This is a genomic window from Enterococcus sp. H57 (assembly GCF_003112495.1).
In the GTDB taxonomy this organism is placed as follows: Bacteria; Bacillota; Bacilli; order Lactobacillales; family Enterococcaceae; genus Enterococcus_B; species Enterococcus_B faecium.
In genome coordinates, this window is sequence record NZ_BEHC01000011.1 from 25893 (window position 1) to 40565 (window position 14673).

At 37.4% G+C, this 14673-nt stretch carries 11 protein-coding genes and 1 pseudogene; all 12 read right to left on the reverse strand.

The genetic code is table 11. From position 1 onward, the window contains the following. Positions 1-142: 142 nt before the first annotated feature. Positions 143-1882 (reverse strand): putative basic amino acid antiporter YfcC, encoded by a 1740-nt coding sequence (yfcC, locus tag DIZ30_RS04025; RefSeq protein WP_002294022.1) that lies wholly within the window; start codon positions 1880-1882, stop codon positions 143-145. Positions 1883-2654: 772 nt separating this feature from the next. Next, on the reverse strand, positions 2655-3269 hold the full coding sequence (locus tag DIZ30_RS04030) for an SIS domain-containing protein (protein WP_002287124.1): 615 nt from the start codon (positions 3267-3269) through the stop codon (positions 2655-2657). Between the two features lie 605 nt (positions 3270-3874). Next, positions 3875-4252 (reverse strand): hypothetical protein, encoded by a 378-nt coding sequence (locus tag DIZ30_RS04035; protein ID WP_002294021.1) that lies wholly within the window; start codon positions 4250-4252, stop codon positions 3875-3877. Positions 4253-4551: 299 nt separating this feature from the next. Then, complete coding sequence (gene galU, locus DIZ30_RS04040) at positions 4552-5433, reverse strand: UTP--glucose-1-phosphate uridylyltransferase GalU (RefSeq protein ID WP_002287122.1); 882 nt, start codon at positions 5431-5433, stop codon at positions 4552-4554. 42 nt (positions 5434-5475) lie between these two features. Then, positions 5476-6495 (reverse strand): NAD(P)H-dependent glycerol-3-phosphate dehydrogenase, encoded by a 1020-nt coding sequence (locus DIZ30_RS04045; protein WP_002287121.1) that lies wholly within the window; start codon positions 6493-6495, stop codon positions 5476-5478. Positions 6496-7127: 632 nt separating this feature from the next. Next, entirely contained in the window at positions 7128-8132 is a 1005-nt protein-coding gene (locus DIZ30_RS04050) for an SIS domain-containing protein (protein ID WP_109023107.1), read from the reverse strand. A 12-nt stretch (positions 8133-8144) separates the two neighbouring features. Then, on the reverse strand, positions 8145-9194 hold the full coding sequence (locus DIZ30_RS04055; RefSeq protein WP_002324182.1) for an SIS domain-containing protein: 1050 nt from the start codon (positions 9192-9194) through the stop codon (positions 8145-8147). Positions 9195-9210: 16 nt separating this feature from the next. Then, positions 9211-10032, reverse strand: coding sequence for a PTS system mannose/fructose/sorbose family transporter subunit IID (locus tag DIZ30_RS04060; protein ID WP_109023108.1), 822 nt, complete (start codon positions 10030-10032; stop codon positions 9211-9213). Beyond that, complete coding sequence (locus tag DIZ30_RS04065) at positions 10019-10798, reverse strand: PTS sugar transporter subunit IIC (RefSeq protein WP_109023109.1); 780 nt, start codon at positions 10796-10798, stop codon at positions 10019-10021. The genes DIZ30_RS04060 and DIZ30_RS04065 overlap by 14 nt, the downstream gene beginning before the upstream one ends. Positions 10799-10814: 16 nt before the next feature. After that, the gene (locus tag DIZ30_RS04070; protein ID WP_002287114.1) at positions 10815-11285 is read right to left on the reverse strand and encodes a PTS sugar transporter subunit IIB; all 471 of its coding nucleotides are present in this window, start codon (positions 11283-11285) and stop codon (positions 10815-10817) included. Between the two features lie 11 nt (positions 11286-11296). Then, the gene (locus tag DIZ30_RS04075; protein ID WP_002294017.1) at positions 11297-11716 is read right to left on the reverse strand and encodes a PTS sugar transporter subunit IIA; all 420 of its coding nucleotides are present in this window, start codon (positions 11714-11716) and stop codon (positions 11297-11299) included. 80 nt (positions 11717-11796) lie between these two features. Then, a pseudogene (locus DIZ30_RS04080) lies at positions 11797-14575 on the reverse strand (sigma 54-interacting transcriptional regulator). Between the last annotated feature and the right edge of the window lie 98 nt (positions 14576-14673).

Here is a 14673-nt window from a genome sequence, read left to right on the forward strand (position 1 = left end):
TCTTTAAGTATAACTGATGATAGGATCTTAAAAAATAATCCAAACGATAGAATCTTTACTCCTTTGATTTTACCGTAAAATGACGGTTCTTGGAGTCCTTATCTACTGTTTGGATTACTTTTTTATTTACAGGTCTCCAGTACTACTGCAGACCTATTGCAATGGCAATCATGATGAAAATAGTTCCTAAAACAAACAGGAATCCTTGCATCTTGATTTGGAATCTTGCCCATTTTGCCCATTCGATCCGTGCAACACCTAGCACACCAATCAAGCTGGCTGATACGGGTGTAAAAGCGTCCATAAAACCTGAACCAAGCTGATAAGCAAGAACTGCTACTTGTCTGGATACACCTACTAAATCTGCCAGTGGAGCCATGATTGGCATAGTCAAAGCTGCTTGTCCTGAATTTGATGTAACAACCAAGTTGAACAAACTTTGGAAGATGTACATCGCCCAAGCACCAATGACAGCTGGAACACCGGTCAACGCCGTCCCGATCCCATGCAAAATCGTATTCAAAGCTGAAGGAACAGATGCATCAGATCCTCCCAAGACAAGAAGAATCCCTTTGGCCATACCTACTACGATTGCTGTACCAGCTAAATCAGCTGCACCAGATTGGAAAGAAGAAGCGATGTCATTGACTTTCATTCCATCTAATTTGAAAAGAACAGCAATGATTCCAGCAACTAATCCCATCACAAAGAATTGAGAAGCGATTTCTGGAATGTAATAGCCTTTTTGAGTCACGCCCCAAACGATCCAGACAAGGACAACTAACATCTCTAATAAGATCAATTTATGCCCAAGCATGAATTTTTTATTTTCATCAGATGTCTTTTTGATATGAGAACGGAAATAATCATCTGATTTGTAAGTCAACGAACTTTCTGGTTTTTTACGGATTTTTTCTGCATATATCATCATATAACCAGCGGCTAATGCAGTAACAACTACCCACATAATCAATCGGAATGTCGCACCAGACAACACGGGGATTCCAGCAATCCCTTGAGCCACCGCTACGCTAAACGGGCTCATCCAAGAGGTCGCATTTCCGACTTGAGATGCGACATAAGTCACGGTTACTGCTACGATCGAGTCATATCCTAACGCAATGACAAATGGAACCATCACCATTGAGAATGGAATTACCTCTTCTGCCATCCCGAATGTAGCGCCACCGAATGAAAAAGCAAAGAATAATAGCGGTAAAGCTAAACGCTCCAGTCCCTTAGTTTTACTGATAAACGCATAGATACCTGCGTCGATCGCTCCGGTACGCATAATAATACCAAAAGCACCTCCAACAACAAGGATCAATGCAGCGATCCCTACAGCAGATCCATACTTATCTCCAGATACTAGTCCTTCAAAAACAAAATTTAAGAAACCAAAGCCGCCAAAATCATCTGTTCCCCATATTTTGGCTGTTTTATGCAATTTTTTAGAAGTATCATAGATATTTTCGCCGTACTGATCGTAAAGCACATCATCTGTCAAGGAGATTTCATCTAGTTTTTCCTGCGTAAGATTTTTTTCTCCGTCAGCAATGACTTTTTCCAATCCTTTTTCCGGAACATCCAGTTTTTCACGTTCTGCTGGATGATCTTGCAGTTCTTCTAATTGATCAAACACATACGACTTATCCAGCTCGTAAGCATAACGGAAGGAATCTTGACGTAAAACAGTACGAGTACTTGTTTCGCCATTTGCATCTTTGTATTCAATATCTTGCGTGCTGAACTTTCCTGCTGGAACGACAAAAGTCAGTATCCATGCAAAGATGACTACACCAAAAATAATGACATACGTATGGGGTGTCGATAATTTAGTGAAGTCGCGTTTCGGTTTTCCTGAAGAATTTGTTTTCTTCAAATTTATTTCTTCCTTTCTTTTTTCAGTAATTTTGATGAATAAAAAATGGATAATCAAATGAATTATACAGTAAAAATGACATTTCCACATGAATAATTTATTAGAAAATCACTTTTTTCTATTTTGCTTTTTTTCTCCTATGTATGATTATTTTTTTCTCTTTCCATTTATATTAAGTATTTTATTTCTCTGTTTTTCCTTAAAATTCTTTTTTTATTTTTAGATTAGAGAAAATCTCGTCCTGTTTTTTTCATTTTACAATCATTGAAAAATTGAATTTCATTGCAAAAAAAATAATAAACACTTATAAATATCCATTATCTATCCTTCAATTTTTGTGTATTTTATTTCTATTAGAAAAAGGTATCCTGTTGGACAATTTTGTTATATCAGGTAAACTTCATTGCAATAATGATAACAAATGTACTATAATTACTTTGTAAAGAGTTTTGGGGAAGACTCTTTCATCAACGTGTATTAAGAGACAAGAAAGAATCCATATGAATTCTTTCTTGTCTCTTTTTCCACTACTTTTTATTTTTCTGACACTACATATTCTTATAACTCATTTCTCATAACTGTGAAACAACTTATAAAAATAACAAACTTTAAACAAAACAAGCTTAAAATCAAAGATGATCCATCTTAAAATAACTAAAACAAAAAAAGTAGTCGTTGTTAATCCTCATTAATAATCGTTTTCTTTTTTTCAAACGCTCCATTTTTATGTGGAACATTATTTTTTTAAGGAACTTTGTCAACATGTGGATAACTATTTTCCACTTGTGTCCTGGACTAGCTGTTTTGCTGTAAAATACAAAACTTGCTGCAGCAAAAAGATCGTTGCAAGAGAGGCTGTTCCGCAGATCGCTGGATCTAGATTTGGCAAAGTCAAGACTGCATCATGTAAATTGGCGTGGTTGTCCAAAACCAAATCAGCAAATTCAAATAATCGCAAACCACTGCTATGTTGCGATTTGATACTTCGTGACAAATCAAATCCAGTAACAATGATTAATGGATGACCATTTTCTTTGATCCACTGAGCTAGTTCGATGATTGCCGGGTTTCTTCCTTCATTCGAAAGAAGAAGAAAAATGTCTTCTGATTTGACAGAAAGCTGATCAATAATTGCCTGTCCTGCACCTTCTAGCGTTTCATAGACACCTCCGGCTGGATTTTCAATCAATATACTTGGTACAAGATCCGGGGTTTGATCCCAAAATTCAAATGCTACACCACTTAGTGTGCGGCTAGCATATATCTGCAATCTACCACCTTGATTAATTTGTTTCGCGATCCAAGTGCCAGCTTGAAGCATCAGCGGCTCTTCTATCCTTAATTTCTCTTCCAATTGGTGATAATAGTCAAAATAACATAAACTCATTTATCTCTCCCGCCTAGCTATACTTGACATGAATAGAAACAGCTGCCTAATCTAAGGAAGTACATAAAAAAACAGTAGTTAGACAGTAACACATGTGGTCTTTGCTGTTTCAAACACAAAAAAGGCATTGAACGAATACGCCCAATACCTTGACATAGCAAATAAAACAACGTGCAGACCATGGAAAATATCTACATAGGGGTAGAATTTTCACCCTAGATTAGGTACAATAAATTAGGTCGATGCACTGCATTGACTATGGCAAAATGATCGGTCAGGGTGTATGTGTGTGACTGGTCATTCCCTGATTCTTAGCGCCAACTAAGGGTCAGGGAGCCTTTTTTTATTCAGCTGTTTCTATCTGAATTTATTGTAAGTAATCTCTTATCCAAGTGCAAGCACGAAAATACAAAAAAACATTGGTATGATTTATATATATATAAATAACATAAAAAAAGGAATGGCTTATCCCGATACAACAAGCATTCCTTTAAAAAAGATTCTTTTATATAAGTGAAAAAAGCTTTTTTCCACCAATTAAATAAATCTCTCATCTCAATAGTTTATCCATTATTTTATCTTTTTTTGCGTATACCTACTAAATATTACCGTCTTCTTCTCGTTCTTCTACTTTGTTCGAGAGAATCTGTACTAGAAAAAGTAGTTGTATGTCTACCTTTTCTGCCTATCCGAGACTTTCTTTTCATATATGGGATATAAATGATTAGATACAGTACAGCAAAAAATAAAGCAAATACGCAAGCTTCCCAACTACCTAACGCCAATTCAACCATCAAGGTAGCAACCCCAACGGATGCTGCATACCAGATAAAAATCAGAAACGTTTCTTTTTTTCTGACCATGCGAAACATGATAAATAGACTAATAAGCAATAGTGGCAACACAAATATCCAATTGCTTCCTTCCATCAGCCACTTGAGTATATCAAGCAGCGACTGTGCAACAGCGACTAATTTTCCCATAGTGAACACACACCTTTTTTTATAATTAAAAAATTCGCCTTTTTATTCTACTATGAATCTTCTGGCTTGGCTTTCATTTCTCTTATGTAATCATTTTCTTTTATACAACTTAAAAAAAAATTAAACCATTAGCAGAATATTTTCTGAATCTATTCACGAAAGTCTTTTTCTATCTTTCGTTTTCCACGACTCAACTGATCTAGAGTCAAAAAACTAAAACGACAGTTGCGCAAATGACGCACAAGCTGCCGCTTTAATAACAAATAGCCTTTCATTCTCAGCAGGCCACTTATTTCCAGTTAACTTTCTGTTCTTAGCTTTTTACTCAACTGGATAATATATGCACTTAATGAAGTCCCAATTTCCGAATGTTGAAGTCCATATTCAATATTTGTCTTCATATATCCTAACTTATCGCCTACGTCGTATCTTTTTCCTTTAAACTCTCTCGCATAGACCGCCTCTGTCTGGTTAAGAGTCTGAAGTGCATCCGTTAGCTGTATCTCGTTTCCTGCTCCTGGTTCTTGAGTTTCTAATATCTCAAATATTTTAGGAGTCAGTAGATAACGTCCGATAATGGCTAAATTACTTGGTGCTTTTCCCATTTCAGGTTTTTCTACAAACCCTTTTACTCTGCAACGACCCTTTTCGCTATCTGTTTTAGGATCAATAATTCCGTATTTAGATGTTTCATTTTCTGGTACACGCATGACGGCAACAGCGGAAGCTTGTGTTTCTTCATAATCCATCATCAATTGTTGAGTCAATGGGATATCATCTTTCATCAAATCATCCCCCAGCATGACGACAAACGGTTCATTTCCTATAAATGCTTTTGCTTGAAGCACGGCATCCCCCAGTCCTCTTGGATGAGATTGACGGATGAAGTGAAGATTGACTTGAGTCGTTTCTTCAACTAAAGCGAGTAATTCTGTTTTTTCCTTTTCCCGCAAATTGTTTTCCAATTCGATATTTGCATCAAAGTGATCTTCAATGGGTCTTTTTTCTTTTCCCGTTACGATCAAGATGTCTTCGATTCCCGAATCCAATGCTTCTTCCACAATAAACTGGATCGTTGGTTTATCCACGATTGGAAGCATTTCTTTTGCCATGGCTTTTGTTGCCGGCAAAAAACGTGTTCCTAGCCCAGCGGCAGGAATGACTGCTTTTTTGACCTTCACTTGCTGTTCCTCCTAAACGACGATTAACTATTGATCATCTATTTAACGAAGAGAAAATTCATTCTCCATTTTTCCGTCACGTAACATGATTTCTTTTGCTGCTTTTTTGATATCTTCTCCATTATACAAAACATTATAGATTGTTTGAGTAATTGGCATCTCAACACCTAGCTGTTGAGCTAGCTCTACTGCTGCTTTTGTCGTTGCCACACCCTCAACGACCATTCCCATGTTTTCTAGAACTTCTTCCAGCTTATGTCCCTGTCCTAACAAGTTACCGGCACGCCAATTGCGAGAATGAACACTTGTACAAGTAACGATCAAGTCCCCCACACCACTCAAACCGATAAATGTCAGAGGATTGGCACCCATCGCGACACCAAGACGGCTGATTTCTGCCAATCCTCGAGTCATGATTGCTGCTTTTGCATCATCTCCGAATCCTAATCCATGGATAGCGCCGGCACCAATTGCAATGATATTTTTCAGTGCTGCACCAGTTTCTACGCCAATCACATCATTATTTGTATAAATCCTGAAATAATCATTCATGAACAGTTTTTGTACATAGGCTGCTGCTTTTTGATCAATACTTGCAGCTGTAATTGTTGTGATATCATGTACTGCCACTTCCTCAGCATGGCTAGGACCAGATAATACAACAATTGCCTGTCTTTTTTCTTCTGGAATTTCTTCAGCCAAAACTTCTGAGATTCGTTTATGCGTATCTTGTTCTAGTCCTTTACTTGCATGTATAATGATTGGCTTAGTATTCATTTTACCAATAAGTTCCTGTGCGACTGAACGAATCGCTTTTGTTGGAACAACAAATAAAATAGCATCTGCGTTATCCACTGCTTCTGCCAATTCTTTATATCCGATAATCGATTCTGGGATCGTCAAATCAGGTAAAAAATGCTGATTTGTATGATACTTATTGATTTCATCAATCTGTTCAGGTACATTTCCCCAAATACGGACATCATGCCCGTTTTCTGCCAATGTTTGTGCTAAAGCAGTGCCCCAAGATCCAGGACCAAGAACTGCGATTTTTTGTTTCATGGATATTCCTCCAAATAAATAATTGATAATTTCCATTATAGTATACATTTCTTAAAGTTGGGACTAATTTCCATTGTTTTTAAGTGTTTGTTTACTTCTTTTATCGTTTTTACTTGAAATAATCAATGATATGTTACAATAGTCTACATTTTATTTTTACACTCGTTATGCTTTGCTTGTTCCTAAGAGGAAGCAGTTTTGACAATGTTACTACCAGCATTACTATTAGGAGGTTAGGAAACTTCTCCTAGTGAGTATTGATTTAAAATACATAAGAGACAGATTGAACATTTCTAAATCTGTCAGGTCCTGCAACGGACAGATTGTCTCTGTTGACGGTTGACATAGGAACTTTTGTTTTAGTCAACATTCTGGATACAAAACGCTATGTAAACTGGCGCAACTCGTTGTACTTGGACTTTTACTACGGATCCATGCAACAACTAAATAGTACTATTGCATAACAAAAAATGGTTGGCACCCACATGTCCCATTAAACAGATTATAAGTTGAACTGTAGATAATGCAAAAAATGTGTTTTATAACGTAATTGATGCCAATATTTTAAAAAAATAAAGGGAGCAGTTATCGCTGCTCTCTTTATTTTTTATATTCTTTTTATCCAGTCTATCCTAATAATCAAACTGACGATAGTAGCGGCGTATCTCTAATGGATGGCAGTTCAACTGCTCCACATGAGCATCGATGCGTTGTGTCACTACATGCATCAATAAGAAAGACAAAACACGTCCGCGATATTTTTCACTGATACCTTCTACTGGATAGTCTTTTGTGTCTATCAATGTATAATTGCTGCAAATTTTTGGCAAAAGTTTAGCCACACGTTCAGATAACACTCTCTGTTCATCTTCGCCTAAAAATAATGTGACTGGGGTTGTTTCTTCTACGATCTCTAACGTCCCGTGAAGAAACTCGGCAGCATGGATAGATTTCGATGGAAGCCAGCTTTGTTCTTCCCAGTAACACATGGCATATGAATAAACAGCTCCCCATTGATTCCCTGCTCCAATAAAATAATGCATACTATCACGTCGATGTTTTTCTGCAAATGATAAGCCAAATGCATCTGCTTTTTTCTTTGCTTCCACTAACCCTGTTGGTAAATAACGTTCGAGCTGTTCATAGTATTCTGAATAAGCTTCGAATTCTCCATTCAAATACATTAATCGATCTGCTGCCATAAAAAATTTGATTTGTTCTGTTCCAGGAGCTGGATAAGTGACCACAAAATCGCATAGCTGAGACAACTTACTGTTCGCTTTATCGATAAATCCAATCAGTGTCGCTCCTACTTTCTTGATTTGTTCTACTGCTTTCACTACTTCTTGAGTTGTACCGGTAACAGAGGACAAAATAACGATAGAATCTTTTGTTAATCTTTTGTTTCCAGTAGTGTAATATTCTGCAGCATGCTGTACAAAGACAGGCAAGTTGCTTTTCCCATTCATATAAGTGACAGCTTGCATCGAGGAAGCATACGTTCCACCGATTCCTAGATAATAGACAGCGTCAAATTTTTCCGCATAAAGTTTATCGATGATTTCTTCTACTTGCGGACGTAAAGCTAGTGCGCCTTTTATTGCTTTGATTTGTTCTTCTTCATTGAATTTCAGCATGATTTCCACCTCTTATAATTTACTTTTCAAGACTGTATCAAAGTCTTCAAAAATCTTTTTGTTCAAGTCAATACCTTTAGCTACTGCGGTTTTATAAGCGAATAGTTGAAACGGAACGACAAGCGCTAATACAGACAGATATTCATCACATTCTATTGCTAATCCAAGTGTTTTCTCGTTTCTTGCTTTTTTTGTGGTAATGGTGAGAGTCTCTCCAACGTACCGACTCATATATCTTTGCAACTTTTGCGAACGTTCCTTATTTACACTTTCCCCTTCAATAAAGAATAGCAAATGCGAAGCATCTGCCTCCAGGTATGGGCCGTGCATATAAGCTTCTAACTCAAATCCTTGTGACGGAACGCGGATTGTTTCAGTCAATTTCGTCTCTGCTTCTTTAGCTGTTCCCCAGTTTGGACCATATCCAATGGTGACGAAACGCTGTGCTAAACGAAATAAACTTTGATATCCATCAAAAAATTCTTCCGTTTTTTGAATAATCGCTGGTAAATGGTTGATTATTTTGCGCAACTGTTGCATGTAGTCTTGTTCTATTTTTTTGCTGATTTTATTTTTACTTATTCCAATTCCTATCCCTAAGAGTAGTAACTGTAAAACAGTCGCAGAATAGCCTTTTGTAACGAAGCCTACTGATTCTACCCCGGCACCTAAATCAATAATTTGTGCAGCTTCTAAAGCAAGTGGACTTTGCACGTCATTTGTGATAGCAACAACAGGTAACCCTTGTTTTTGTATCATTTTTACTGCTTCAACAGTAGAAGCACTTTTCCCGCTTTGTGACACAGCAATCACAGTATCGATTGAAGGAGAAAGTTTTCCATAATGGAAAAAATAAAAAGGTTCTTGAATATCGACAGTAAGATCACCATAAGATTCCAATGCTGGCTTCGCTGCTAAACAAGCGTTATAAGATGAACCCGTTGCTAAGATCAGTAAATTCACTGTTTTTTTCATATGTTCTCTTGTCGAAAAATCATTCTTTTTCAAGATCGTACTTAGTACTTCCTTTTCTTCATAGATATAATCTTGCATCGTAAACATTTTCTCTGCTCCTTTTTTAAAAAATCCCTATCCACGAACCAAAAATTCCAAAGAAAGCTAGTCCGATCAAGATCGTTAATGGTTTCACTTCTTTCTTCAATAGATAAAACACTATGCCAAATGCTCCAAGACATAAGATATTTGGAACGATATCATCAAAAATACTTTGAACAGTCACAGCATTTTCTCCTGAACCGATTTTTAAAGGAATATTGATGGTGATCATCGTGGCAGTCATTGCTCCAACGACCATCAGTCCAATAATAGACGCGCCTAATGTCAAACTTTCCATCATACCGTTTGCCTGGATCTTTTTCAAAAAAACCTTTCCTAAGCGATATCCCCAACCTGTTGCTAGATAGCGAAACAGAATGTGCGGAATATTGAAAATCAAAATGAACAAGATAGGGCCTAAAATATTTCCTTGCATGGCTAAAGAGGTACCCACACCTGTGGCAATCAATCGCAAAGTTCCCCAAAAGAAAGAATATCCTAACCCTGCAAGAGGTCCCATCAAAGATGTTTTGATACTATCGATCGCAGTCACATCAAATTCAGGATCATCCTTATTTTCTTCCTCCATTGCAGCCGTGATTCCTAAAATCAGTGTAACGATATGTGGGGTCGTGTTAAAAAACTCTAGATGCCGTTTCAAAGCTGCTGCCATTTCTTCTTTCGACTGATATAACTTTTTCAAAATCGGAATCATTGCATAAACATAAGCCATATTCATCTGACGTTCATAATTCCAAGAAAACTCCATTTGAAAAGAACGCCAAAATACGTGATTTAGCTCTTTTTTCGTTATTTTGCTGTTTTTGATCTCAGAATTCTTCATCTTCTTCTACCTCCCCTGCAGTTGTTTGAAGTGGTAGTTGACGGACATTCATAATATTGACTACCACAACTGCTAAAATCGCACCAAAAATAGCTACTCCGGTCACAGGAATCTCTAAGTAAGAAGCTATAGCAAAACCTAAGAAAAAATATGGTGCAACTTGTTTGTTGATCAGCAAACGAGCAAGCATCGCAAAACCAAGAGCTGGAATCAACCCTGTAGCTACTGACAACCCCTTTTGAACGAAGTCAGGAATCATATTTAATAGATTTCCGATCGTATTGCTTCCCACCATATAAGAAACCATTACCACAACACCAAGCATCAAGGAAAGACCGATACCGGCAAGCAAGTGCATATGCTCGACTCCTTTATAATTTCCTTCTTCTGCATAATTGTCTGCTTTATGGTTCATAATTGGAATCAAAAGCCCTAAGTAAATATTTTTCAATATCAATGTCAACGTAGCAATCGGCAAACCTAGTAAAAGCGCGGTTTCTGTACCGGCTCCAGCTGTAATAGCAAAAGCCGTCCCTAAAATCCCACCGGTCACAACATCAGGTGGAATCGAAGCACCTACTGAGAACGATCCGATAAATGCTAACTCTAAAGTTGCGCCCATAATGATCCCAGTTTTTACATCACCTAACACGATTCCTGTAAACAGCCCCGTCACAATCGGACGAGAAAGCAACGATGTCCCTAGTGCATATTCTGATTGTGCGTCAAATGCAACAATTCCTAATAAGACTGCTTGTACAATCATTGAGGTTCTTCCTTTCTTACAAAACTTCTCTTACATCCACTTTTTTATCTGCTGGTACTTGACGGATTTCTACTTCTATTTGTTTGTCAATTAATCGTTTCAAGCGTTCCTCCTCTTCTGGTAAAATATTTACCGCTTTTCCGATGCTGCGAGTACCAGGTTTTGCCTTGATCCCTCCTAAGTTGATGGTTTTGATTTCTGGATACGCTTCTGCCAGCTTATATGCATCCTCGATCGATTCCACTACGATGAATAACTTATATTTATCTGTCACCCCGCTTTTCAACGCGGCAATCGAGTCATCAATTGATTTGATCACTAGTTTGACTCCTTGTGGCTTGGCTAATTTGATCGTTGTCTTTCGTATCTCATTCGTAGGTACATCATCATTAGCAATCAAAATACAGTCTGCGCCTATTGTTTGTGTCCATGAAAAAGCTACTTGTCCGTGTAATAACCGATGGTCGACTCTTGTCAATACAATCATTTTTCTTCCTCCTAAAATTCGTCTTCTTCTATTTTCTGATTGAGCCGCTCGTTACAAAACTGGATCATTTTTTTTGAATCAGTTAGCACCTGCTGGATCAAAACAGTTGTCTCTACTTCAGCGTCCAACCGAGATACTAGCTCAATCAATAGTGGCAAATTCAATCCGGCAACGAGATAGACATGATCCCGATTGATATATTGTAAGAATTCGTTGTTGACACTTCCGCCAAAAAGATCCGTCAGAACAATGATTTCTTTATCTTTGTACCTCATAAAAAGCTGCCTTACTGTTTCCGCTAAATCAAAATTCTCATCAGTATAGCAATCCAATACAGTAATAGAATGATTTTTCCCATAGATCAGCTCTAATGAATCTAATATCCCTGAAGCAAATTTTCCATGGGAAGCTAAGATAATTTCTCTATCCACTTTTTCATCTCCTCTTTTCACTTACACATACTAAAAAAGCAAGTTGCATGCCAAAATTAGTGGCAACAACTTGCTTATGTTCAAAATTCTTCTTCTATCGAGAGAAACTCTGTATCTTCACTCAAAATATCATAGATATAGGCAATCTCAGAATTGGGGATCATGACACTATAATGCTCTTCAATGACACTAAACGCAGATTTAATAGCAGATAACCCTTCTTTTTGACACTGCTTCCATTTCTCTAATCCTTGATAGGTTTCGATTGGCATTTGTCGGATCAATCGTTCAATGAGACAGCTCACATGGACATACAACGCTAATTTTTTGGGATTGCTGATGCTTCGATTCAACTGCACCTCTAATTCTCTCATAAAATGATCGATTTCTCCCATCACCTTCTCTGTATCTAGAATAGTCACGGAATCCAGTACTTTTTCCAATGAAAAATTACGAATGATGCGCTGATTGAATATTTTCTTCTCTGAAGCATTCATAGTAGTGTCCAACCATTCAGCTAGTACAGACATCTTTTCCCCCGAGATGAGGTCTTCTAATGAAAGATAGTCGATATTGGTGATATCAGGATCTGTGGTGCCAATCATTCCTACGACTTCGTATATGGAAAATAATGGGTCACTGTTTTTCTTATCTTTTAATTGCTGATATTCATATGGGATGATTTTCAACTGACAAGCCGTAGGTAAGCTTTTTTCTAGCAGTTCACTTAAGTGGACCGCCGTACCGATTCCAGTGAAGCAAGTAGTAATGAGTGCTTTGGGTTTTGTTTTCCTCTGGATAGAGCAGTCGCCATTCTGGCTGGATCTGTCGAACAGTCTCTTCTGCTATCTCTTCTAATGATACATTTTTTTGCAGGCATTCCCCTACTGTGATTGCTAAAGGTGTCGTCACATTATTCAAAATCAAAAGCGGTACGGATAACTGTTTTTTAAAAAACTGATGGATTTCTTTCAGAGATCCCATGTCTACTAATATGATCAATCCATTTGAAACATCGCTGTTTTCGCAATAATCAAGGATTTCTGAAGCAATCTGCTGTGGTGTGACATCTAGTGGCATATCAAATGATTCAAATAGATCCTCTTGTAATAAACGATTTACTACATTTGCCATACTGCTAGCAGTTGCATAACCGTGAGCAGCAATCATCGCTTTTGGCAGTCGTTTTTCTTTTGACCATTTCGCTTTTTTTAGATAGATCGTCAGTAAAATCCGATCCATACTTGTGTCTTCAATATCTAATTTGATCTTACTTAATTCCAGAATTCGTTGGACATAGTGATAACTAGATGGATAAGACTGAGAAACTTGTTGTTCTAATTCTTTGATTAGTTGGATAATATCATGTTCTTCCGGTAACCATTTGATAGTGCTTCGCTGATAGAGATAGTAACTCAAGGCATAGACACTGTTTTCATCGAATTTGATTTGATAGGCAGTTTCCATTTGTCGAAAGGTCTCTCGGATAGATTGTGTCCAATAAACCAGCAGCTCGTGTTTTTCTTGTCTACTGGTCTCAAACAGCAAAAAATCAAATAATTGAATCACTTCTTGCTTTAATTTTCCTTCGCAAGAATATAGCAGACAGTTATTTTTCTTGAAATCAATTAGGATTTGCTCAAAACTTTTAACGATTCGCTGCTGTTCGGGCTGTTGCTTCTCCATTAATTGCTCTAAGGTCTGGTCTTGCGTAATATAGATTCCTTGCTGTGCTGTATTTTTAGTAATAGGCTGCGCAAGTAGTTCTTTTTGCAAATGATGGATCGTGACATGGATTTCAGGCTGTTCACGCTGTTCAGCATATGCTTTTGCTGCTGAAACTTTGACGATATTTTTCAGCTCTCCTATGTTTCCGGATAATTTCTGACTTGTTAAAAGTGACAAAGCTGGTCCACTGACTGACAAAGGGCTCCCCATTTTTCTTTGTTCTTCGAGAAAAAAAGAGTAAATCAGTTCTAGCCGTTCATTACGACTACGCTGATTAAGTGCAGGTAGTTCGATTCGGATAGGTATTCTTCGAATGAAAGTTGTTAAGAAATGACTAGTAATCTCTTCAGTCGTAGCAAAAAAGAGACGTGTTTTGATCCGGCGTGACAAATTAGGTTCTCCCATACGATAAATCACACCTTGATCAAGATAGGTGAACAGTTTTTCCTGACCTTCTGGTGTTAAGCGATGTACCTCGTCTAAAAACAAGATCCCACCATCTGCTGCTTCAAAAGCCCCTTTTTTATTTTCTTCTGCACCAGTGTACGCTCCCTTAACATGTCCAAACAAATTGCTAGTCAAAAGTTCAGGATTATCTGCATATTGTGCACAATTAAAAGTGATGAATGGTGCAGAATCTTCTAGCAGATCATGAAGCAGACAATACTGATAGACCAAATTAACTAAATAACTTTTACCTGTGCCACTTTCGCCTGTAATCAAAAGTGGTAATCCGCCATCTGGATAGTAAAGAGCTGTTTTGATTTGTTCGATACTTTCTTTCAAACTGGCGTCGTATCCGATCATAAAAGAGAATAAGTCTTTTGGTTGCGCGAAAAAAGGCTGTTCCTCTTTGAGATCATCGATAGAAAAATAAAAATTCGTGCGTAACTTAAAAAATTGTTTTTCAAAAGCTTCTTTGTGGAAATAAATCACTGGTCGAGAATTGATTTTGACTAGTAGTTGCTCATCATTTAACTGGTTCAAATAATGACTGACTGTGTTTCTTTTTACCCCAAAATGATCAGCTAACCTTTGTGCTGTAAAGACCTCGTTCATATGTTCTAAATCGAAAAAGGCTGTCTGGTTCTCTAAGTAACATAAAATTTCCTTCTTCAACAACTTATTCACCCCTCCCCCATCATAGAAAACGGATTCATTTTGTCAATAAAATCTTTAATAAAGAATTGAAAAATATATCTTATTATAGACAGCAGCCTACTTATCCC